The sequence below is a fragment of the Burkholderia stagnalis genome (assembly GCF_902830275.1).
Taxonomy (GTDB): Bacteria; Pseudomonadota; Gammaproteobacteria; order Burkholderiales; family Burkholderiaceae; genus Burkholderia; species Burkholderia stagnalis.
Genome location: NZ_CADESW010000019.1, coordinates 101,471 through 123,862, shown reverse-complemented (window position 1 = coordinate 123,862; position 22,392 = coordinate 101,471). Strand labels below are relative to the sequence as shown.

The following is a 22,392-nucleotide window of genomic DNA, read 5'->3' as shown; positions in this document are numbered from 1 at the left end:
GCGCGCGGCGACGTGCCGCGCGCGCCGGGGTCATGCCGGCGCGAAGCGCTGCCGATCGAATGCCATGATGCGTTCGACCGAGGTCGCGATGTCCATCTGTCCGGTTTCGATGACGAGGTCGGGATGCTCGGGCGGCTCGTATGGGTCGGAGATGCCGGTGAATTGGCGCGTCTGCCCGGTGATTGCTTTTGCGTAGAGGCGTTTGGGGTCGCGCGCCGAGCAGGTCGCGATGTCGGTCTTCAGGTAGATCTCGACGAAGCGTTCGTCTCCGATGATCTGCCGTGCGCGTTGCCGGTCGGCTTCGTAAGGCGAGATCAGCGCGACGACGACCGAGATGCCCTGGCTGTTGAGCAGCTTCGCGATTTCGGCCGTGCGGCGGCAGTTTTCGGCACGGTCTTCACGCTTGAAGCCGAGATCCGGCGACACGCCGGCGCGCAGTTCGTCGCCGTCGAGGATGCAGACCGGGAGGCCTCGTGCGCGCAGGCGTGAAGCGATTTCCTGTGCCAGCGTGGACTTGCCGGCGCCGCTCAGGCCGGTGAGCCACAACGTATGGGTAGAGGACAATGTCATGAGTGCGTCTGACCGGACTCGGGCAGGTCACGGCGGATCGTGACCCGGCTTCGTCCAAGTATATTGATTGGGAACTCGGCGCAGTTAATCGCCGTTATTGTCGGCCGATTCTAGTCAGCCGCTTTCGACGAAATGTTACATAACAGTTACCTAACGTTACAAAACAAGCCGGCATTTCGTGTTGGTGAAATGTGACGCCGTGTGCAATGAATGCTTGCATGTCGGCGTCATGTTCAGATAGCGCCAGCCGCGCGCCCCGCTCGAGGAACCGATGATCACGATAGGCATGAAAAACGTCGCGCCCAGCGCGGAGCATCCGACTCACCACGTCTACGTGTTTGCCGTCGACGCATCCAGCGTCCGGCCGTTCATCTTCGAGGAATCGATCGGCGGCGGGCACGCGGAGCTGGGCGGCTCGATCGCATTGCGCATGTGCGACCTCGACGGCTGGCCGGGAGACTGGCGGGCGCATCTCCGGCAGGCGGGATGCGAGGACGCGATCGCCGTCATCGAGGCCGTGGCCGACGAGCGGCAGGCCGTCGATGCGGTGCTCGCGCTGTGGACGGCGGGCGGATAGCGGGGCGGTGGCGATCGTCGACAGACGGTCGGATCGCGAATTTGCGCGGGAAAAACGAAAAGGCCCTGCGTCGTGAGACGCAGGGCCTTGAATTCTTTGGTGGGCGGTACTGGAGTGAACCAGTGCCTTTGTGACAGAGCGGTATCCGTACGGGGCGTGTGGCGTCGCAGACTCTGGGTGCTTGGGCACGAGACGCTGGCAACTGGAGGGGTTTTACGTCAAATAAAGGGGGCGGAATGCTATTGCCTGTGGCACGATGTATTATAGATCGTGCCGTTATCTACTGAAGGTTGTGCCATGAAAACGTTAGATGTGTCTCAGGCTGCTGCCGCCGCGCATGCAGGCGGTGTCCTGTCGGCTGTTCTCAAAGCTGAGGGCAGTTCATTTTATGTCGAGCTGGAGACGCGGACGGCTGGAACGGCCGTGCTGGTCACGTCGAACAATCGTCGGCCGCGTGCGTTTCGGAACCCGGTCAAGGCGCTTGAGGTGATCCGCGAACTTGGGTTGCAGTCGGGGCGTTTCTCGCTCGAAGCATGGCGACCCGATGAAGTTGAGATCGAGCGCTCAAGCCGTCCGGATCGTGCGGCGGCGATGAAGCAGACCCACGCGAATGCGGCGGCCTACGACAAATGGTTGCGTGAGCAGGTGCAGGCGTCGATAGACGACCCGCGCCCGAGCGTAGAGCATGAGGACGTGATGAAAAAGGCTCTGGCCCGCGTCGAAGCGATGAGAAAGGGGAAGCGTGCTAAGACTTAAGTGGCGGCCGATGGCCGAGGCAGATCTGTTGGGTATCTTGGAGTTTATCGGGGAGGATGATCCAGATGCGGCATTAGCCCTGGTGCATATGATTCGCGAAAAGGCAGAGGGGTTGCGGCTACGCCCGAGGCTGTATCGAGCGGGGCGTTTATCCGGAACGAGAGAAATGGTTGTGCATCGCAACTACGTTGTCGTGTACTGCATCGATGCAGACGTGGTGGAGATTCTGAGCGTGAAGTATGCCCGGCAACGGTGGCCGGACTGAGTTGAACTTACCTATAGCCATGCGAAGAATCGGTCGCGTCTGCAGTTTGGCTGATTAAGCTGGTTGAATAAAATTGATGCGATTTTGATGGATTAAATTGCGAAGTAGATTCGGCGGTGTTGGGGGAGTTTTTACTTAAAATGACTGAATATTAGGTGCTGCGGGGGAATGATGCTAAAACTGCCGGTTACGTTTTGGTCGGGTATTGTTACATTTATTGTGACGCTTTTCATAAATACATGTATTGGCTATTACTCGGGCGATCAGGGGCTTGCAACGATTGGGCGCCCGATCATGGTGGATGGAAAGGTGGTTTTGCCAATAGATTTGGAGAATTTTTCCAGCAAATCGATTGACGGGCTTTTGTTACAGGTTCCGACGGAGGTGGAGGCGGCAAGCATTGCTCGAGATACGCCAGTGCAGATTACGAACGGTAGCGACCAAGCAGGCGGTTTGGCGCGGTCTGTTCGCGTAGATCGCATAGAACCGCAGACGAGGACGAGTCTGCTTGTCGTGCTGCGCGACGCGGCGAAAGCTCCGTTGGTTCGAGTAATTAACGCGGAAGAGCTTGGTTTTACGTTTTCGGATGGGGTGCCTGAGTCAAAACTGCATCGGGCCGTAAAGATTGGGTTGATAGTCGCTGGAATTTACACGCTCATTTCTATCGCGCTGGGATTTTATGCAAACAAGATAACCACATCGCTTCACGAAAGAGTGACTAAGGCGGAGGAGGTGTCTGAAGAATTACATGAAAAATCAGAAAAACTTCGAGGCGAATTGAGTGGTCTTAGGGAAAGGCAATCGAAATTTAAGGTGCTATTGTTGTCGAGAATATCTGATTATTCAAAGGAGCTCGATTTTTGGAGAAATGCGATCAAGGAGCTTCTTATTCGACAAGGGGCATCGGCGAGTACTTCTGATGAGCTAATAAAATGCGTTACTCGTAGCCTTAATACTTACGGCACAAGGCGAGGAGCAGACGACTTCGATGCGATCATTTTCGCGGCCGGTGCTTTAAATGAAGCGGAAAATAGGGGCTATTCGGACAGGCGGGCTGATCTACGCCAAAATGAACTCGGTCGCGAGGTTCGCGGTTAGCCGCAATGAAGTGTACTTTGCGGTTTGTCCGTCACTCGATGGTGGGGTAATAGAGTGTTGTCGCCGCCGGAAGGTCCAACCGATGCGATGGCGAGCGGCGGCACATAGTCAAACACAACGGTCTGCCCGTTTTCGGGTAATCCTCGATGAACCAAAGAAAAAGCCCTGCAAGTGCAGGGCTTTTTCTTTGCCTAGTGGCTTTGCGCTGGCGCCGGAGAGAACTGCTCGATCCAGCGTTTGACGCGTCGCCACAAGCGGCGAATTCTTTGGTGGGCGGTACTGGGATCGAACCAGTGACCCCTGCCGTGTGAAGGCAGTGCTCTACCGCTGAGCTAACCGCCCAAAGAAGATGAAATTATGTCAGAGCTTTTCGACTTCGTAAAGCACTTTCTGCAAATTTTTTCGCGGACTCTCGCACAAGTCGGTTAGCCGGCCGCCGACGGCTCGACCAGATCGAGGATCGAGCCGTCGCGCTTGAGCGTCGCGAGCACGATGCTCGAGTTGATCGACATCACGCCCGTCGCGCGGTACAGCGTGTTGATCACGAAGTCGGAGTAGTGGTCGAGGTCGCGCGCGCGCACCGTCAGCACGTAATTTGCCCCACCGGTAACGATCTGCGCCGACACGACTTCCGGCCACTGCCGGAGCGCTTCGACGAAGCGGTCGTGCCACTCGGGCTCGTCGGGCCGCATCGTCACGTGCACGAGGGCCTCGAACGCGACGCCGACCTGCTTCGGCTCGATCGCGCAGCGATAGCCGGCAATCACGCCGCGCTCCTCGAGCAGCTTCACGCGCCGCAGACACGCGGACGGCGACAGCGCGACCGCGTTCGCGAGGTCCTGGTTGCTGATCCGGCCGTCGCGCTCGAGGTGCCGGAGGATCCGCATGTCGGTTCGGTCGAGGTTCATTTCGCAGGTTCCACTGAATCTTGGGGAAGATGTCGCAGACTCTACTGCAAATCATGCGAATCGTCAGCGAAGTTTGAAGCTCATTCTATTTCGTCCTCGATAACATGCGAGCCATACGTTGACCGGGCCGGCGGGCGCCACCGCACCGCCGCCCGCACCGGCCGCACGCGTCGATCCGTGCGGCGACGCCGTTCAATCCCAACCGTCACTTCGTCATGTTCGATCACATTCCCGCCTATCCAGGCGACCCGATCCTGTCGCTGTTCCAGGCATTCCAGCAGGATGCGCATCCGCGCAAGGCCAATCTCAGCATCGGTCTCTATTACGACGACGCGGGCCGGATTCCCGTGCTCGAGAGCACGCGGATCGCGGCCGAGCGGCTGCGCGAAGCGCACGCACCGCATACGTATCTGCCGATGGAAGGGCTGGCCGGCTACCGGCAGGCCGTGCAGCGGCTCGTGTTCGGCGCCGAGTGCGCGGCGATCGCGGAAGGGCGCGTCGCGACGTTGCAGACGCTCGGCGGCTCGGGCGCGATCCGGCTCGGTGCGGAGTTCATCAAGCGCTACTTCCCGGACAGCGCGATCTGGATCAGCGATCCGACCTGGGACAACCACCGCGTGATCTTCGCGGCAGCGGGCCTCGACGTGCAGACTTATCCGTACTACGACGCGCAGCGCAACGGCTTGCGCATCGACGCGATGCTCGCGGCGCTCGACGCGCTGCCGCCGCGCAGCGTCGTGCTGCTGCAGCCGTGCTGCCACAATCCGACGGGCCTCGATCCGAGCCGCGACGCGTGGCGCGCGGTGATCGACGTGCTCGCGCGGCGCGGGCTGGTTCCGTTCCTCGACATGGCATACCAGGGCTTCGGCGACGGCCTCGCGGACGACGCGTGGGCCGTGCGCGCGATGACCGATGCCGGCCTGCCGGTGATCGTCGGCAATTCGTTCTCGAAGAACTTCTCGCTGTACGGCGAGCGCGTCGGCGGCCTGTCGATCGTCTGCGCGAACGCGGGCGAGGCAGCGACCGTGCTGAGCCAGCTGCAGGCCGGCGTGCGCCGCACCTATTCGAGCCCGCCGCTGTTCGGCGCGCGGCTCGTCGCGACGGTGCTGAACGACGACCTGCTGCGCGCGCGCTGGGAAGACGAGGTCGCGGGCGTGCGCACGCGCATCAAGCGCATGCGCGGCGCGCTGAAGGAACGGCTCGATGCACGGCTGCCGGAGCGGTCGTTCGATGCGCTCGTCGCGCAGCGCGGGATGTTCGGCTACACGGGCATCGGCGCGGCCGACGTCGATCGCCTGCGCGCATTGCACGGTGTCTATCTGCTGCGCTCGGGCCGCATGTGCATCGCGGGCCTGAACGATGCGAACGTCGATCACGTCGCGGCCGCGATCGCCGACGTGCTCGGCGCCGCGCGCCAAGCGGCCTGACGGCCCGCACCCAACCGGCAAAGGAGCAGACGATGCCAGAACAGATCCCGGTCGACCTGCCGCAACTCGGCCAGCCGTTCTCGTGGGCGACCCGCGCGGGCGGGCTGATGTTTACCGGGCACGGGCCGGTCGACGCGGCCGGCGCGATCGCCGGCGACACGATGACCGAACAGGCGTGCCTCACGCTGTCGAATCTCGCGAAGGCCGTGGCCGCCGCGGGGGCCACGCTCGACGACGTTGCGCAGGTGCTCGTCTACCTGTCCGACGTGAAGGACATGCCCGAATTCGACGCCGAGTACCGGCGGCACTTCCGCGCACCGTATCCGAACCGGACCTGCGTCGGCGTGCAGGGCTTCGCGCATGCGGCGATGCGCGTCGAACTCGTCGCGTACGTCGCATTGCCGCCGGTTTCCGGCGCATAGCGCGCACCTCAACACAGCAACACAGCAACACACACCACCACAACGAGGTTTGGAGGAGAAGATGGAGAAGCATCATCGATTGGCACTGCGAATGATGGCGGGGCTGCTCGTATCGGGCGGCGCGATGGCGCAAAGCAGCGTCACGCTGTACGGCATCGTCGACCAGAGCATCCGCTACACGACGCACGCGGACGCGGCGAACGGCGCGAGCGTGCAACTGACCAACGGCGCGATCACGAACAGCCGCTGGGGGATGAAGGGCGACGAAGCGCTCGGCGGCGGGCTGAAGGCGATCTTCCGGCTCGAAAGCGGGTTCGAGCCGCAGAACGGCCAGCTCGACGGCGCGCTGTTCGGCCGCTATGCGTACGTCGGCCTGGCGGGCGACTGGGGCACGGTCAGGCTCGGCCGGCAGGCGACCGAGGCGTTCAACCTGTTCGGCGATCTCGATCCGCTGACCGTCGGCAACTACACGGCGAACATGTGGCCGTATTTCCTCACGCAGGGCCGCGCGAGCAACGCCGTCAGCTACGACGGCACGTTCGGCGGGCTGAACGTCGGCGCGAGCTACGGCTTCGGCGGCGTGGCCGGCAGCATGAGCGCGAACGCCTATTGGGGCGTGCGCGCCGCATATACGCAAGGCGGGCTGATGGCCGGCGCGACCTACCAGCAGGTGCGCGACCTGAACGGCCGCGCGCAGCAGGCGTGGGGCGCGGGGGCGCGCTACGCGTTCGGCGCGGCGACGCTGTACGCGGGCTATCTCGGCGGCATCGACCGCTCGGGCGTGCTCGATCAGGCGCTGCTGAACGCGTCGGGCCGCACGGTGACCTATGGCGCGTTCGCCGACAATCCGCGCCGGGATGCGATCTTCTACGCGGGCGCGAGCTACCGCTTCACGCCGGCCGTGTCGGTGACGGGCGTGGCCTACTACGACGACATCCGGAACGTGAACGGCGTGGCCGGCAATCGCGGCAAGCGCTACACGGGCGTGCTGGAAGCCGAGTATGCGCTGTCGAAGGCGACGCAGCTCTACGCGACGGTCGACTACAACAAGGTATCGGGCGGCGCGTTCACCGAACTGCCGGGCCGCGGCAACCAGACGGGCGTCGCGGCGGGGCTGCGCCACATGTTCTGAGCCTGGTGAACGGCGCGCGGCGGTCGCAACGCCGCCGCGCGCCGTTCGCGGTTTCGCCACGACAATCGATATCGAACGAGGTCACTCGATGCAATCAGAATCCCAAGGGCAATTCCAGCACATCGCGGCGCGCGAGCAGGGCCTGCGCCGCACCCTTTCCGCGCGGCAGATGGCGATGATCGCGATCGGCGGCGCGATCGGCACCGGGCTCTTTCTCGGCAGCGGTTTCGCGATCGGCTTCGCCGGCCCGAGCGTGCTCGTCAGCTACGCGATCGGCGCATTCATCTCGCTGCTGCTGATGGGCTGTCTCGCGGAAATGACGGTCGCGCACCCGACGTCCGGTTCGTTCGGCGCGTACGCCGAGCATTACGTGAGCCCGTGGGCCGGCTTTCTCGTGCGCTACGCGTACTGGGCGTGCATCGTGCTCGCGGTCGGCACCGAAGTCACCGCGATCGCACTGTACATGAAGTACTGGTTCCCGGGCGTGCCGGGATGGCTGTGGATCGTCGGCTTCTCCGCGCTGCTGGTGTTCGTCAACGCGCGCAGCGTCGACGTGTTCGGCTCGGTCGAATACGCATTCTCGGTCGTGAAGATCGCGGCGATCGTCGGCTTCATCGTGCTCGGCGCGTACGTCGTGTTCGGCGATCCGGCGCTGGTCGGCGGCGGCGCGGCGCGCGCGGGCTTCCATCATTACGTCGCGCACGGCGGCTTCTTCCCGAAAGGCGCGTGGGGGACCTGGGTGGCCGTGATCGTGTCGATCTTCAGCTACCTGAGCATCGAGATGATCGCGGTGGCCGCCGGCGAGGCGCAGGACCCCGAGCGCGCGGTGACGCGCGCGTTCCGCTCGACGATCGTGCGGCTCGTGCTGTTCTATCTCGTCACGCTCGCACTGATGCTCGCGATCGTGCCGTGGACGGCCGCCGGCCGCGACGAAAGCCCGTTCGTCAAGGTGATGGAGGCGATCCGCCTGCCGGGCGCGGCGGGGCTGATCAACTTCGTCGTGCTGGTCGCCGCGTTGTCCGCGATGAACAGCCAGCTCTACATCACGACGCGGATGCTGTTCAGCCTGTCGCGTGCGGGGCATGCGCCGAAGGCGCTCGGCGAAGTGAACGCGCGCGGCGTGCCGCTCGGCGCGCTGCTGCTGTCGACGCTCGGCATCGCGCTCGCGACGGTGCTGAGCGTGCTGTATCCGGACGCGTCGTTCACGATCATGATGTCGGTGTCGATGTTCGGCGCGCTGTTCACGTGGATGATGATCTTCGTCACGCACTACTGCTTCCGGCGCCGCCGCGCGGCAAGCGGGCTGCCGCCGGCCGCGTTCCGGATGCGCGGCTTTCCGCTGCTGACGCTGCTCGGCGCCGGGCTGATGCTCGCGGTGATGGCGACCACGTACTTCACGCCGGAATTCCACATGACGCTGATCTTCGGCATCCCGTTCCTCGCCGTGCTGTCCGTCGTGTACGGCGTGTGGTACCGGCGCGCGCAGCCGGCGCTGCAGCCGGGCGCCGAGTAACCGGCGCGGCGCCCGCGCGCGCTCAGCCCGCGAGCGCGGGCAGCGCGTCGAGCGACGCGCGCAGATACTCGGCGAAGCGCAGCGCGACCGGCTCGGCCGTGCCGCTGCGCTTCAGCTCGAGCGTGCGCGATTCGAGCGACGCATCCTTCAGCGGCCGGAACGCGAGCCGGTCGCTCTTCGCCTGCTGCAGCACGCGCGGCACGAGCGCGACGCCCATCCCGAACTCGATCATCGACAGGATGGTCTGCCACAGCCGCGCTTCGTGGCGGATCAGCGGGCTGAAGCCCGCGTTCACGCACTGCGCGATGATCAGGTCGTGATAGTGCGGGGCCGCGTCGCGCGGAAACAGGATGAACGGTTCGTCGGCCAGCGCGGCGAGCGCGATCTGCTTGCGCCGCGCGAGCGGGTGCGCGGCCGGCATGCAGCAGACGAACGGCTCCGCGTAGATCGGCGCCGAGTCGACTTCGGGCGGGAAGCGGCCCCAGTGCGCGTAGCCGAGGTCGATCTGGCCGCGCTGCACCGCCTGCACCTGCGCCTGCGTGTTCATCTCCGACAGCACGATCTCCACGCCCGGATAGTCGGCCTCGAAGCGCCGCACCGCATCGGGCAGCCCGCGATACAGCATCGAATGGACGAAGCCGATCCGCAGCCGGCCCGCGAAGCCGGACGCCGAGCGGATCGTCAGGCGCTCGGCCTCGGCCGCCTGCAGCAGCAGACGGCGCGCCTCGCCGAGCAGCACCTCGCCCGCGTTGGTCAGCGCGACCGACTTGCTGGTGCGGGCGAACAGCTGCACGCCGAGCGCCTCTTCGAACTTGCGGATGTCGAAGCTCAGCGCCGGCTGCGAGATGAACAGCCGCTTGGCCGCGCGCCCGAAGTGCAGCTCCTCGGCAACCGCGACGAAATAGCGAAGCTGCTTCAGTTCCATCGGGTCTCCTCCCGGCTTCGGCATCGATAAGTGCCGTCTATCGTACCGAATAAATCCTGTATTGGACGCTTATCGATCCCACGCCTACGCTGATCGGACCGGTCAAGGAGACGCACACATGAACGACACCGATCGCGCGCCGGATGCCGGCGCGTCCAACCCGATCCCCGACACCCGCGGCATCAATTTCTTCACCGCCGATCCGGACCTGGGCGTGCTGCTGCGGCTGCACCTCGGGGAGGCGAGCTACGCCGAGCTCGAACCGCGGCTGCACGCACTCGGCGCGCGCGTCAGCGGCGAGCTCGACGAATGGGCGTCGTGCGCGGACAAGCATCCGCCCGAGCTCCAGCACCGCAACCGGCGCGGCGAGCCGCTGCAGCACATCGACAAACATCCCGCGTATGTCGCGCTCGAGCGCGTCGCATATGCCGAACTCGGGCTCGCGTCGCTCAGCCACCAGCGCGTGCCGGAGGTGCCGCTCGTCAAGTACGCGCTGACCTTCCTGTTCGTGCAGGCGGAATTCGGGCTGTGCTGCCCGGTCAGCATGACCGACTCGCTGACGCGCACGCTGCGCCGCTTCGGCGATCCGGACCTCGTCGCGCATTACCTGCCGATGCTTGCGTCGCGCGATTTCGACACGCTGTACCAGGGCGCGATGTTCATGACCGAGCAGGCCGCGGGTTCCGACGTCGGCCGCATCGCGACGCGCGCGGCGCGCGAGACGGACGCGCAGGGCAAGACCCGGTGGCGCCTGCACGGCGACAAGTGGTTCTGCTCGAACGCCGACGCCGATCTCGCGATGGTGCTCGCGCGGCCCGACGGCGCGCCGGACGGCATCAAGGGGCTCGCGCTGTTCCTGCTGCCGAAGACGCTGCCGGACGGCACGCGCAACCGCTACCGGATCGTGCGGCTGAAGGACAAGCTCGGCAGCCGCTCGATGGCGAGCGGCGAGATCACGCTCGACGGCGCGCGGGCTTACCTGATCGGCGAGCTCGGCCGCGGTTTCCACCAGATGGCGGACATGATCAACATGTCGCGGCTGTCGAACGGCGTGCGCGCGGCCGGGCTGATGCGGCGCGCGATGAACGAGGCGCTGCATGTCGCCGCGCATCGCGAGGCGTTCGGCCGCAAGCTGATCGACATGCCGCTGATGCAACGCCAGTTGATGAAGATGCTGCTGCCGACCGAGGCGGCGCGCACGATGTTCATTCGGATCGCGCTGTTGCTGCAACAGGCCGACGCGGGCGACGATGCGGCCGCGCGCTGCGTGCGCATCCTGACGCCGCTGATCAAGTTCCGCGCGTGCCGCGACGCGCGGCGCGTGACGGGCGACGCGATGGAAGTGCGCGGCGGCGTCGGCTACATCGAGGAATGGAGCGACGCGCGGCTCGTGCGCGACGCGCATCTCGGCTCGATCTGGGAAGGCACGAGCAACATCGTCGCGCTCGACGTCGCGCGCGCCGCGCAGCGCGAGCAGGCGCTCGACGCGCTGCGCACGTTCCTGTCCGACCGGCTCGGCCAGGCGCCGCTGCCGGACGCGAGCCGCACCGCGTTGCGGCGCGTGCTTGCGCGCGCATGCGACGCGCTCGCGCAGGTCGCCGCGAGCGGCGACGACGCGAACGTGCGCCAGGCGGCGTCGACGCTGTACTACGCGACTGCAGCGATCCTGATGGCGTGCGAGGGCGTGCGCACCGCGCCGGACCATCGCCGCCTCGCGCTCGCGCACCTGATCGTGCGCTACAAACTGATGCCGGCCGATCCGCTCGCGCTGCCGTCGCCGCACGGCGACGATGCGGCGATCTGCGATGCGCTGCTGCGCGGCGCGCCGGTGTCGCTCGATGCCGCGCTCGACCTGCTGCCGGAGGTCGCACGATGAACGCACCGCGTGGCGCCCTCGATGGCGTGAAGGTCGTCGACCTGAGCCGCGTGCTCGGCGGCCCGTATTGCACGCAGGCGCTGGCCGACCACGGCGCGCAGGTGATCAAGGTCGAGCCGCCGGCGGGCGACGAGACGCGCGGCTGGGGGCCGCCGTTCGTCGACGACACCGCGTGGTATTTCCTCGGCGTGAACCGCAACAAGGAAGGGCTCGCGCTCGACCTGTCGCGCGACGAAGGGCGCGCGATCCTGTGGCGCCTGCTCGACGACGCGGACGTGCTGGTCGAGAACTTCAAGCCGGGCACGCTCGCGCGCTGGGGCATGGATTACGAACGCGACCTGCGGCCGCGTTTCCCGTGGCTGATCCACTGCGCGGTGACGGGCTTCGGCGCCGACGGCCCGCTCGGCGGCCTGCCGGGCTACGACGCGGTGATCCAGGCGATGGCCGGGCTGATGAGCGTCAACGGCGAGCGCGACGGCGACGCGACCCGCATCGGCCTGCCGGTCGTCGACATGGTGACGGGGCTCAACGCGCTCGCGGGGATCCTGCTCGCGCTGGCCGAGCGGGAAAAGAGCGGGCTCGGCCAGTCGATCGACATCGCGCTGTTCGACTGCGGCGTGTCGCTGCTGCATCCGCACCTGCCGAACTTCTTCGGCTCGGGCCGCGTACCGGAGCGCAGCGGCAACGCGCACCCGAACATCGCGCCGTACGACAGCTACCGCACGGCCACCGCGCCGATCTTTCTCGCGGTCGGCAACGACCGGCAGTTCGCCCGGCTCACCGCGCATCTCGGCGCGCCGGAGCTGGCGAGCGACCCGCGCTTCGTCGACAACCGCAGCCGCTGCGCGCACCGCGCGGAACTGAAGGCCGCGCTGGAGGCACGGCTCGCGCAGCATGCGTGCGAACCGCTCGCGCGCGACCTGATGGCGGCCGGCGTGCCGTGCGGCCCGGTGCAGACGGTCGCCGACGTCGCGCGCGACCCGCATACGCTGCACCGGAACCTGCTCGTCGAGCTCGGCCGGTATCGCGGCACCGCGTCGCCGATCAGGCTGTCGCGCACGCCGGCGACCTACCGCACGCCGCCGCCCGCGCTGGGCGGCGACACGCGCGCGGTGCTCGACCGCCTCGGCGTCGATCCGGCGCTGCAGCAGCAACTGCTCGACGCGGGCGTGCTGAAGGCGCCCGGCTGACGCGACGCCGCCGGCCGGCGGCGCGAGGCCGGCCAACCGGACAAGGCGCGCGCAGTCGCGCCACCGACCACCGACATGGAGACATCGATGACCCGTCCGCATTCCCAACCCGCCGCGAACCCGCGGCCGGGCCGCGCCGCGCTTGCCGCGTTCGTCGGCACGACGATCGAGTGGTACGACTTCTACCTCTACGGCACGGCCGCCGCGCTCGTGTTCGGCAAGGTGTTCTTTTCCGCGCAGATGGATCCCGGCGTCGCGACGCTGCTCGCGTTCGTCACGTTCTGGGCCGGCTTCGCCGCGCGGCCGCTCGGCGGCATCGTGTTCGGCCATCTCGGCGACCGCGTCGGCCGCAAGACCGCGCTCGTGATCACGCTCGTGATGATGGGGCTCGCGACGACCGGCATCGGCCTGCTGCCGACCTACGCGCAGATCGGCGTCTGGGCGCCGGCCGGGCTCGTCGTGCTGCGCGTGCTGCAGGGCATCGCGGTGGGCGGCGAGTGGGGCGGCGCGGTGCTGATCGCGAGCGAGAACGCGCCGAAGCACAAGAGCATCCTGTACGCGGCGTTCGCGCAGCAGGGCTCGCCCACCGGCAACCTGCTCGCCACCGGCGCGTTCTTCGCGTTGAGCGCGCTGCCGACGCCCGACTTCCTGATGTGGGGCTGGCGCATCCCGTTCCTGCTGTCGGCGGTGCTGGTGGTCGTCGGGATGGTGATCCGCCTGAAGCTCGAGGAATCCGCCGACATGCAGCGCGTGCTGCAGCGCAAGCGCACGGTGAAGCTGCCGCTGCGCGACGTCGTGCGCGACCACTGGCTGATCGTGCTGCTCGCGGCCGGCACGCTGCCGGTGATCAACGTCACGTATTTCCGCAGCACGTTCGCGCTGTCGTGGGCGACCAAGGAACTCGGCTATGCGCAGGGCACCTTCCTCGGAATCCTGTCGATCTCGCTCGTCGTGCAGTTCATCATGCAGCCGGTCGGCGCATGGTTCGTGTCGAAGATCGACATGCGGCGCGCGATGTGCTGGATCCTGATTCCGGAGATCGTGCTGATGCCGGTGATGTTCCATGCGCTCGCGACCCGCTCGTACTGGATCGCCGTCGCCGGCATGTGCGTGTCGACGATTCCGTCGGCGATGTTCTACGGCGCGGTGGGCGGCATGCTCGCGCGCGTGTTTCCGGCGAACGTCCGCTATACGGGGCTGTCGCTCGCGTACCAGCTGAGCGCGCTCGTCGTCGGCGGCGGCACGCCGGTGCTTGCGCAGGCGATCCTCAATGCGACCGGCAGCATCGTCGGCGTCGCGATCGCGTCGGGGCTCTATGCGTGCGTGTCGCTCGTCTGCATGCTGGCGCTGCTGACGCGAACCGGCAGCCGCGCGGACGAGCTGTCGACGGCCGAGCGCAGCGACGCGGCACAGTGGAGCGCCGACGATGCGGCGCGCGAACCGAAGCAGGAGAGCGATGAGGGCGAGGGCGGCACGCTGAAACCGGTGTGAGCGGCCGGCTGCCCGGGGCCGCACAAACGAAAACGGCATCGTGCGCCGCACGATGCCGTTTCTTCCTTGCTGCGATTTTCCGGCCAGCCGGCCGGCGGCGGAAACCGCGTCAGCCTTGCGTCGGCGGCACGTAGCCGGACGCCTGGTCCGCGCCTTCGCCGAAGAAGTACTTTTCGGTCTGCTTCATCAGGTACTGGCGCGCACGCGGGTCGGCCATGTTCAGGCGGTTTTCGTTGATCAGCATCGTCTGCTGCTTGAGCCAGCCTTGCCACGCCTCTTTCGAGACGCTTTCGTAGATGCGCTTGCCGAGCTCGCCCGGCAGCGGCGGGAAATCGAGCCCTTCGGCTTCCTTGCCGAGCTTCGCGCATTGAACCATTCGAGCCATCGTGTACTTCTCCTTCCTGTAAGCGGACTGGGGGAGGGCGGCGCTCGCTCAGAGCTGCTTCATCAGCACGAGCGACTTGCGCTGCCAGTTATAGAGTTTGCGGCGGTCTTCCGGCAGGTCGTCGACGCTCACCTTCACGAAGCCGCGCTTGAGGAACCAGTGCTCGGTGCGCGTCGTCAGCACGAAGATGTGCGTGAGGCCGCGCGCCCGCGCGCGCTGCTCGATGCGCTTGAGCAGGCGTTCGCCGTCGCCGGAGCCTTGCGCCTCGGGCGCGACGGTGAGGCAAGCCATCTCGCCGATCTTTTCCTGCTGGTACGGATACAGCGCCGCGCAGCCGAACAGCACGCCATCGTGCTCGATCACCGAGAAGTGGTCGATGTCGCGTTCGATCTGGTGGCGGCCGCGCCGCACCAGCGTGCCGTCCGTTTCGAGCGGCTCGATCAGCGACAGGATGCCGCCGACGTCGTCCGGCGTCGCCTCGCGCAGGCTCTCGAGGTTCTCGTACGAGATCATCGTGCCGACGCCGTCGTGCAGGAACAGCTCGAGCAGCACGCTGCCGTCGAGCGTCTGCGGGATCAGGTGCGCACGGGTCACGCCGCCGCGGCACGCGCGGATCGAGTGCTTCAGGAAGAACGCGTCGTCGCCCTGGACGTTGCCCGAATCGAGCAGCTCGGCGGCCGCGTCGAGCGACATTTCGCGGATCAGCTCGCCTTCGTCGTCGACGATGCCGGGCGCTTCGGTCAGGAAGATGATCTTGTCGGCGCGCAGCGCGATCGCGGCCGCGGACGCGACATCCTCCATCGACAGGTTGAACGCCTCGCCGGTGGGCGAGAAGCCGAGCGGCGACAGCAGCACGAGCTTGCGGCTCGCGAGCGAATGGCGGATCGACTCGGCGTCGATCTTGCGCACGACGCCCGTGTGCGCGAAATCGACCCCGTCGAGAATCCCGACCGGCCGCGCCGTCACGAAGTTGCCCGACACCACGCTGATGTGCGCGTGCGCCATCGGCGAGTTCGGCAGGCCCTGGCTGATCGCGGCCTCGATGTCGAGGCGCACTTCGCCGGCCGCTTCCTTCGCGGATTCGAGCGCGCGCGCATCGGTGATGCGCAGCCCGTGAGAAAACTCGGATTCGACACCATGCAGGCTCAGCTGCTCCTCGACCTGCGGCCGCGAGCCGTGGACCAGCACGATCTGGATGCCCATCGCCTGCAGCAGTGCGATGTCTGACACGAGCGCGCTGAGGAGCCCCTGATGCACGACCTCGCCGCCGAAACCGACGACGAACGTGCTGTTGCGGAACTTGTGAATATAGGGCGCGACGGACCGCATCCAGTCGACGAACTGGGCGTGGCTGGCGGCCGTATCGTCGGATGCCGCGGGGGCCACGGCGCCGGACTGGGCGGGGGGGAGGTCGGTTTGGGAATTCATGGGCGGGATTATAATGCGCCCCCATGTCGAATGTACCTAAAAGTCCCGCGCCGACGCGGGCCAACGCGCCGTCGGGCCCGCACCCGGATGGGGCGGCCGGCGCGCGCCAGCAAGCGGGCCGGCAGCCCGGCCAGCAAGCGGGCGAGCGACCGGGCCAGCAAGCGGACCAACCGCCGCGCCAGCAGCAGGGCAAGCCGCCGCGCGCGCCGCGCGGCGACGAACGGCGCAACGAGCCGCGCCAGCACGCCGCGCAGAATGCCGCGCCGGACGCGCGCGCACCGCGCCGCGAGCGCGGGCCGCGCGCGGCCGTCCCGCCGAATCCCGTCCCGCCGATCACGTTCCCGGAAAGCCTGCCGGTGTCGGGCAAGCGCGACGAAATCGCGCGCGCGATCGCCGGTCACCAGGTTGTGATCGTCTGCGGCGAGACGGGCTCGGGCAAGACCACCCAGCTGCCGAAAATCTGCCTCGAACTCGGCCGCGGCCTCGGCGCGGGCGGCACGGGCCTGATCGGCCACACGCAGCCGCGCCGGCTCGCCGCGTCGTCCACCGGCCGCCGCATCGCCGAGGAGCTCGGCACGCCGTTCGGCGAGGTGGTCGGCTACAAGGTGCGCTTCACCGACAATCTCGCGCCGGGCGCATCCGTCAAGCTGATGACGGACGGCATCCTGCTCGCCGAGACGCAGACCGACCCGCTGCTGAAGGCGTACGACACGCTGATCATCGACGAGGCGCACGAGCGCAGCCTGAACATCGACTTCCTGCTCGGCTACCTGAAGCAGATCCTGCCGAAGCGGCCGGACCTGAAGCTGATCGTCACGTCCGCGACGATCGACGCCGACCGCTTCGCGCGCCATTTCGGCAGCGACGAACGGCCCGCGCCGGTGATCGAGGTGAGCGGCCGCCTGTATCCGGTCGAGATGCGCTACCGCCCGGTGGCCGAGGACCGCCCGGCCGTGAAGAACGCCGAGGGCACGGCGAGCCGCGACCGCGTGAAGACCGCGCGCGAGGCCGAGCGCGACCTGATGGACGCGATCGTCGACGCGGTCGACGAGCTGTGCCGCGAAGGCCCCGGCGACGTGCTGGTGTTCCTGCCCGGCGAGCGCGAGATTCGCGACGCGGCCGAGGCGCTGCGCAAGCATCACCCGCCGCACACGGAGATCCTGCCGCTGTTCGCGCGCTTGTCCGCGGCCGAGCAGGACAAGGTGTTCAAGGCGTCGAACGCGCGCCGCATCGTGCTCGCGACGAACGTCGCCGAAACCTCGCTGACGGTGCCCGGCATCCGCTACGTGGTCGACACGGGCCTCGCGCGCGTGAAGCGCTATTCGTACCGGAACAAGGTCGAGCAGCTGCAGGTCGAGTCGATCTCGCAGGCCGCCGCGAACCAGCGCGCGGGCCGCTGCGGCCGGGTCGCGGACGGCATCTGCATTCGCCTGTACGAGGAAACCGACTACCAGGCGCGGGCGCGCTTCACCGATCCGGAGATCCTGCGCGCGTCGCTCGCGTCGGTGATCCTGCGGATGAAGTCGCTGCACCTGACGGCGATCGAATCGTTTCCGTTCCTCGAGCCGCCGCCGGGCCGCGCGATCGCGGACGGCTATCAACTGCTGAACGAGCTCGGCGCGGTCGACGACGACAACGCGCTGACGCCGCTCGGCCGCGAGCTCGCGCGCCTGCCGCTCGATCCGCGGGTCGGCCGGATGATCCTCGGCGCGCGCGACCAGCAGTCGCTGCGCGAGGTGCTGATCATCGCGAGCGCGCTGTCCGTGCAGGACCCGCGCGACCGGCCGAGCGAAGCGCAGGAGCAGGCCGACCAGGCGCATCGCCGGTTCGCCGACGAGCGCTCGGAATTCCTGCAGTGGCTGAAGATCTGGGCGTGGTTCGAGGAAGCGGTCGCGCACAAGAAGTCGAACCGCCAACTCATCGACGCATGCCGGCAGAACTTCCTGTCGCACCTGCGCCTGCGCGAATGGCGCGACGTCCATTCGCAGCTGCTGACCGTCGTGCGCGAGCACGGCTGGCGGCTGAACGAGGTCGAGGCGACCTACGAACAGGTGCATCTGGCCCTGATGACGGGCCTGCTCGGCAACCTCGGGCTGAAGGCCGACGACGAGCCGCATTACCTCGGCGCGCGCGGCATCAAGTTCTTCCTGTGGCCGGGCTCGGTGCTCGCGAAGAAGGCGGGGCGCTGGGTGATGGCGGCCGAGCTGGTCGAGACGAGCCGGCTGTACGCGCGCTGCCTCGCGAAGATCGAACCCGAGTGGATCGAGAAGGTCGGCGCGCACCTGCTGAAGAAATCGCTGTCCGAGCCGCACTGGGAGAAGCGCCCGGCGCAGGTGAGCGCGTTCGAGCGCGCGACGCTGTACGGGCTGCCGGTGTACCACCGGCGGCGCGTCGCGTTCGGCAAACAGGATCCGGCGCGCGCGCGCGAGCTGTTCATCCGCGGCGCGCTGGTGGACGGCGAGTTCGACACGAAGCTCGCGTTCTTCGCGCACAACCGCAAGCTGCTCGCCGACATCGAGCAGCTCGAGCACAAGTCGCGCCGGCAGGACGTGCTGGTCGACGACGAGCTGATCCACGCGTTCTACGACCAGGCGATTCCGGACGGGATCCACACGGGCGCCGCGTTCGAGCGCTGGTATCGCGACGAGGTGAAAAAGAGCGGCCAGCCGGAGGACAAGCTGCGCCTGCTGTACCTGTCGCGCGACGACCTGATGCGCCACGAGGCGGCGGGCGTGACGACCGAGCTGTTCCCGAAGCGCGCGACGATGGCGGGCGTCGAGATGGCGCTCACGTACCACTTCGAGCCCGGCGCGCCGCGCGACGGCGTGACGCTCGCGGTGCCGCTCTATGCGCTGAACCAGGTCGACGCGCGCCGCTGCGAGTGGCTCATGCCGGGGATGCTGAAGGAGAAGGTGCAGCTGCTGCTGAAATCGCTGCCGCAGAAGCTGCGCCGCCATTGCGTGCCGCTGCCCGAGTATGCGGCGGGCTTCGTCGAACGCATGGGGCGCGAACGCTTCGGTGCGGGCGGGCTCGTCGAGGCGCTGATCGCCGACGTGCGCGCGCAGACGCAGGTGATGATGAAGACGAGCGACTTCAAGCTCGAGACGCTGGCTGCACACCTGTTCATGAACTTCAAGGTGATCGACGAGCACGGCCGCCAGCTCGCGATGGGGCGCAATCTCGCCCAGCTTCGCCAGGAGCTCGGCGCGCAGGCGCAGCAGCAGTTCCAGAAGATCGCCGCGGCGTCGACGATCGCGGCCGGCGGCGACGCCGAGGCGGCCACGTCCGGCGCACTTTCCGTTGCGCAGGCGCAGGGCGCCGGCAAGGGCGCGAAGGGCGCGCCGCCGCATACCGCCACGCCGGCGGATACGGGCGCGACCGCGCTGTACGAGAACCTGACGACGTGGAACTTCGGCAAGCTGCCCGAGCTGCTGGAGATCCGCCGGCGCGGGCAGACGCTGTACGGCTACCCGGCGCTCGTCGACCGCGCCACGCATTGCGACGTCGAGGTGTTCGATTCGCCGGAGGAGGCCGCGCGCATCCATCGCGCGGGGCTGCGCCGTCTGTTCGCGCTGCAGCTGAAGGAACCGATCAAGTTCCTGGAGAAGAACCTGCCGGGCCTGCGCGAGATGGCGATGCAATACATGTCGCTCGGCACGCAGGACGAGCTGCGCGACCAGCTGATCGACACGGCGCTCGACCGCGCGTGCCTGCAGGAGCCGCTGCCCGACGACGACGCGAGCTTCCACGCGCGCCGCGACGAGGGCAGGAGCCGCCTGAACCTGCTCGCGCAGGAGATCGCGCGGCTCGTCGGGCAGATCCTCGCCGAATACGCGGGGCTCGCGAAGAAGCTCGCGCAGGCGAAGCCGTTCGCGGCCGTGCACGCCGACCTGCAGCAGCAGCTGTCGGCGCTGGTGGGCAAGCGCTTCGTGATCGACACGCCTTACGTTCAGCTTGCGCATTTCCCGCGCTACCTGAAGGGCATCGCGCTGCGCATCGACAAGCTCAAGGCCGACCCGGCCCGCGATGCGAAGCAGCAGGCCGAGCTGCTGCCGCTCGTGCAGCAGTACCAGCGTGCGGTGTCGCAGCGCGGCGGCGTCGCCGACGCGCGCCTCGCCGAATTCCGCTGGCTGCTCGAGGAGTTGCGGATCTCGCTGTTCGCGCAGGAGCTGCGCACGCCGATGCCGGTGTCGGTCAAGCGGCTGTATAAGGTCTGGGAGTCGATGCAGCGCTAGGCGGTGCGCAAATTTTGAGACAAACGCCGGGAACGGATCGTGCCGGCCATGCGTCGAAGTGGCGCAATCCTCGTTCCCGTCAACCGGCGGGGCGGTTCGTCCGTTCTACAATGACGGTTGTTCTACGACGTGAGTCTTCATGCGCACTTTCCTTTCCCTCGGCCGCACGCTCGCGCTGGCCGCAGCCGTGCTGGCGCCCGCCGCCCACGCGAATAACGTCATCGTTCTCAATTCCGCGGAAGCCACCCTGTCCCTGATCGACCAGCAGAGCCGCCAGGTCGTCGGCACGATGCCGACGGGCAAGGAGCCGCATCACCTGATGGCGACGCCCGACAACGGGTCGCTGATCGTCGCGAATTCGGTCTCGAACAGCCTGATGTTCGTCGATCCCAAGACGGGCAAGCTGCAACGCACGGTCGAAGGAATCGAGGATCCTTACCAGCTCGGCTTCTCGCCCGATCACAAGTGGTTCGTGTCGACCGGGCTGCGCCTCGATCGCCTCGACATCTACAGCTACGACGGCCGCGACGTGAAGATCGCGAAGCGCGTGCCGCTCGCGGTGATGCCGAGCCACCTCGCGTTCACCAAGGACAGCAAGACGGTGCTCGTGTCGCTGCAGGTGTCCGGCGAAATCGCGGCGATCGACCTCGCGACGCAGACGGTCAAGTGGAAGATGCCGGTCGGCAAGGTGCCGGCGGGCCTGTGGCTCACGCCGGACGACAAGTACCTGCTCGTCGGCATGACGGGCGCCGACTACGTCGCGGTCGTCGACTGGCGCAACCAGAAGGTCGTGAAGACGATCCAGACCGGCAAGGGCGCGCACAACTTCCGCTCGCTCGCCGACGGCACGCACGTCGCGATCACGAACCGGGTCGCGAACACGATCAGCATCATCGACGAGAACACGCTCACCAACGTCGGCGACATCACGGGCCTGCTGCCGGGCCCGGACGACATGGAGCTGTCGGCCGACAAGAAGACGCTGTGGGTGACGTTCCGCTTCGCGAAGAAGGTCGGGATCATCGATCTTGCATCGCGCAAGCTGGTGCAGACGATCGCCGTCGGCCGCTCGCCGCACGGGATCTATTTCTACGACCGTGCGCCGTGGAAGGCGGCGAACGGCGCGTGACGGGCGGGGGCGAACGATGCTGCACCTGATCGACGCGTTCGTGTCGGACATCCAGACCTGGCTGTACGTCGACGTCGTGCAGCCGCTCCTCTTCAAGTTCAACATGATGGACTATGACGAGGACACCTACGACGCGCTCTACTGGGTGATCGTCGGCGCGCTGCAGATGGTGTTGATGTTCGCGCTGCTGCGCCCGCTCGAGGCGCTTGCGCCCGTCGAGCGCTGGAAGAACCGCCGCGCGGTGCGGGTCGACGTGATCTATACGGCGATCTCGAAGCTCGGCATCTACACGCTGTTCTTCTTCTTCGCGCTGCAGCCGGTGTTCGACAACTTCCAGGCGTGGCTGCGCCTGCACGGCGTTGCGAACGTCAACCTCGACTATCTGTGGCCGGGCGTGAGCTCGCAGCCGATCGTCGCGTTCGCGATCTACCTCGTCGTGCTCGACTTCGCCGGCTACTGGTATCACCGCTGGCAGCACAAGTTCGGCATCTGGTGGGAGCTGCACGCGGTGCATCACAGCCAGCGGCAGATGTCGCTGTGGTGCGACGACCGCAACCACCTGCTCGACGACGTGATCCAGTCGTGCTTCTTCGCGGCGATCGCGCTCGTGATCGGCGTGACGCCGTCGCAGTTCGTCGTGCTGACCGCGGTCACGAACTTCCTGCAGAGCATCCAGCATACGAATGCGCGGCTGTCGTACGGCTGGCTCGGCGAGCGCCTGCTCGTCAGCCCGATCTTCCACCGGCGCCACCACGCGGTCGGCTACGGCCACGAAGGCACGAAGTACGGCTGCAACTTCGGCGTGCTGTTCCCCTGGTGGGACATGATGTTCGGCACCGCGTCGTGGAACCGCACGGTCGAGCCGACCGGCATCCGCGAGCAGGTGGAGGGCGTGAACTACGGCGAAGGCTTCTGGGCGCAGCACGGCCTCGCGTTCGTGCGGATCTTCCGCCGCCTGTTCCCGGCCAAGCGCGGCACGGCGGCGTCCGCCTGACCGACCCCGGCTTGAACCGATCCGATCCGCGGCCCGCATGCGCTTTGGCGCATGCGGGCCGCGTGGTTTAT

19 protein-coding genes and 1 tRNA gene are annotated in these 22,392 nt (G+C 67.0%); 14 read left to right on the top strand and 6 right to left on the bottom strand.

The annotated features are described in order from the left end of the window. Positions 1 to 30 precede the first annotated feature (30 nt). Positions 31 to 570, bottom strand: a complete 540-nt coding sequence (gene cysC, locus HWY45_RS27575; RefSeq protein ID WP_059878921.1) for an adenylyl-sulfate kinase — start codon at positions 568 to 570, stop codon at positions 31 to 33. A 286-nt stretch (positions 571 to 856) separates the two neighbouring features. Here cysC and HWY45_RS27570 point away from each other — a divergent pair, with 286 nt between their 5' ends. The 4 genes from HWY45_RS27570 (at position 857) to HWY45_RS27555 (ending at position 3,266) form a co-directional block, all read left to right on the top strand. Next, positions 857 to 1,147 carry a hypothetical protein gene (locus HWY45_RS27570; RefSeq protein ID WP_230946950.1) on the top strand — a complete coding sequence of 97 codons (291 nt, stop codon included), beginning with the start codon at positions 857 to 859 and terminating at the stop codon, positions 1,145 to 1,147. A 297-nt stretch (positions 1,148 to 1,444) separates the two neighbouring features. Beyond that, positions 1,445 to 1,903, top strand: a complete 459-nt coding sequence (gene relB / locus HWY45_RS27565) for a type II toxin-antitoxin system RelB family antitoxin (RefSeq protein WP_059878927.1) — start codon at positions 1,445 to 1,447, stop codon at positions 1,901 to 1,903. A gap of 10 nt (positions 1,904 to 1,913) precedes the next feature. After that, entirely contained in the window at positions 1,914 to 2,168 is a 255-nt protein-coding gene (locus HWY45_RS27560; protein ID WP_059878930.1) for a type II toxin-antitoxin system RelE/ParE family toxin, read from the top strand. 168 nt (positions 2,169 to 2,336) lie between these two features. Next, entirely contained in the window at positions 2,337 to 3,266 is a 930-nt protein-coding gene (locus HWY45_RS27555) for a hypothetical protein (protein WP_150999285.1), read from the top strand. 267 nt (positions 3,267 to 3,533) lie between these two features. Here HWY45_RS27555 and HWY45_RS27550 read toward each other — a convergent pair. Together HWY45_RS27550 and HWY45_RS27545 are read right to left on the bottom strand one after the other, a co-directional pair. Continuing rightward, positions 3,534 to 3,608: transfer RNA gene (locus tag HWY45_RS27550), tRNA-Val, on the bottom strand. 83 nt (positions 3,609 to 3,691) lie between these two features. Beyond that, positions 3,692 to 4,174, bottom strand: a complete 483-nt coding sequence (locus HWY45_RS27545) for an Lrp/AsnC family transcriptional regulator (protein WP_059567587.1) — start codon at positions 4,172 to 4,174, stop codon at positions 3,692 to 3,694. A 215-nt stretch (positions 4,175 to 4,389) separates the two neighbouring features. Here HWY45_RS27545 and HWY45_RS27540 point away from each other — a divergent pair, with 215 nt between their 5' ends. The 4 genes from HWY45_RS27540 (at position 4,390) to HWY45_RS27525 (ending at position 8,668) form a co-directional block, all read left to right on the top strand. Continuing rightward, positions 4,390 to 5,601, top strand: a complete 1,212-nt coding sequence (locus HWY45_RS27540) for an amino acid aminotransferase (RefSeq protein ID WP_059878933.1) — start codon at positions 4,390 to 4,392, stop codon at positions 5,599 to 5,601. A gap of 32 nt (positions 5,602 to 5,633) precedes the next feature. Beyond that, positions 5,634 to 6,023, top strand: a complete 390-nt coding sequence (locus HWY45_RS27535; RefSeq protein ID WP_059878936.1) for a RidA family protein — start codon at positions 5,634 to 5,636, stop codon at positions 6,021 to 6,023. A 61-nt stretch (positions 6,024 to 6,084) separates the two neighbouring features. Beyond that, the gene (locus tag HWY45_RS27530) at positions 6,085 to 7,155 is read left to right on the top strand and encodes a porin (protein ID WP_059878939.1); all 1,071 of its coding nucleotides are present in this window, start codon (positions 6,085 to 6,087) and stop codon (positions 7,153 to 7,155) included. A gap of 88 nt (positions 7,156 to 7,243) precedes the next feature. Then, positions 7,244 to 8,668: an amino acid permease gene (locus HWY45_RS27525; protein ID WP_059567580.1), complete on the top strand. Its 1,425-nt coding sequence runs from the start codon at positions 7,244 to 7,246 to the stop codon at positions 8,666 to 8,668. A 22-nt stretch (positions 8,669 to 8,690) separates the two neighbouring features. On the opposite strand, the gene HWY45_RS27520 is transcribed toward HWY45_RS27525, so the two are convergent. Continuing rightward, positions 8,691 to 9,593 carry a LysR family transcriptional regulator gene (locus tag HWY45_RS27520; RefSeq protein WP_059809741.1) on the bottom strand — a complete coding sequence of 301 codons (903 nt, stop codon included), beginning with the start codon at positions 9,591 to 9,593 and terminating at the stop codon, positions 8,691 to 8,693. Positions 9,594 to 9,711: 118 nt separating this feature from the next. Between HWY45_RS27520 and HWY45_RS27515 the strand changes: the two genes are divergently transcribed. The 3 genes from HWY45_RS27515 (at position 9,712) to HWY45_RS27505 (ending at position 14,150) form a co-directional block, all read left to right on the top strand. Continuing rightward, a complete protein-coding gene (locus HWY45_RS27515; RefSeq protein WP_059878942.1) occupies positions 9,712 to 11,469 on the top strand; it encodes an acyl-CoA dehydrogenase family protein in 1,758 nt (585 codons plus the stop codon). Then, complete coding sequence (locus tag HWY45_RS27510) at positions 11,466 to 12,659, top strand: CaiB/BaiF CoA transferase family protein (protein ID WP_059878946.1); 1,194 nt, start codon at positions 11,466 to 11,468, stop codon at positions 12,657 to 12,659. Before HWY45_RS27515 ends, HWY45_RS27510 begins: the two co-directional genes overlap by 4 nt. A gap of 87 nt (positions 12,660 to 12,746) precedes the next feature. Continuing rightward, positions 12,747 to 14,150 carry an MFS transporter gene (locus tag HWY45_RS27505; RefSeq protein ID WP_059879052.1) on the top strand — a complete coding sequence of 468 codons (1,404 nt, stop codon included), beginning with the start codon at positions 12,747 to 12,749 and terminating at the stop codon, positions 14,148 to 14,150. Between the two features lie 109 nt (positions 14,151 to 14,259). Here the strand turns inward: HWY45_RS27505 and HWY45_RS27500 are convergent, their stop codons facing one another. Together HWY45_RS27500 and argA are read right to left on the bottom strand one after the other, a co-directional pair. Then, the gene (locus HWY45_RS27500; RefSeq protein ID WP_026044614.1) at positions 14,260 to 14,535 is read right to left on the bottom strand and encodes an oxidative damage protection protein; all 276 of its coding nucleotides are present in this window, start codon (positions 14,533 to 14,535) and stop codon (positions 14,260 to 14,262) included. 48 nt (positions 14,536 to 14,583) lie between these two features. Next, on the bottom strand, positions 14,584 to 15,963 hold the full coding sequence (gene argA / locus HWY45_RS27495; protein ID WP_059567573.1) for an amino-acid N-acetyltransferase: 1,380 nt from the start codon (positions 15,961 to 15,963) through the stop codon (positions 14,584 to 14,586). A 23-nt stretch (positions 15,964 to 15,986) separates the two neighbouring features. Here argA and hrpA point away from each other — a divergent pair, with 23 nt between their 5' ends. From hrpA to HWY45_RS27480, 3 genes are all read left to right on the top strand, one after another. After that, complete coding sequence (hrpA, locus tag HWY45_RS27490; RefSeq protein ID WP_059878948.1) at positions 15,987 to 20,198, top strand: ATP-dependent RNA helicase HrpA; 4,212 nt, start codon at positions 15,987 to 15,989, stop codon at positions 20,196 to 20,198. Between the two features lie 139 nt (positions 20,199 to 20,337). Beyond that, complete coding sequence (locus tag HWY45_RS27485) at positions 20,338 to 21,327, top strand: YVTN family beta-propeller repeat protein (protein ID WP_059878951.1); 990 nt, start codon at positions 20,338 to 20,340, stop codon at positions 21,325 to 21,327. A 16-nt stretch (positions 21,328 to 21,343) separates the two neighbouring features. Then, the gene (locus HWY45_RS27480) at positions 21,344 to 22,321 is read left to right on the top strand and encodes a sterol desaturase family protein (RefSeq protein ID WP_059809731.1); all 978 of its coding nucleotides are present in this window, start codon (positions 21,344 to 21,346) and stop codon (positions 22,319 to 22,321) included. The last annotated feature ends 71 nt before the right edge of the window (positions 22,322 to 22,392 follow it).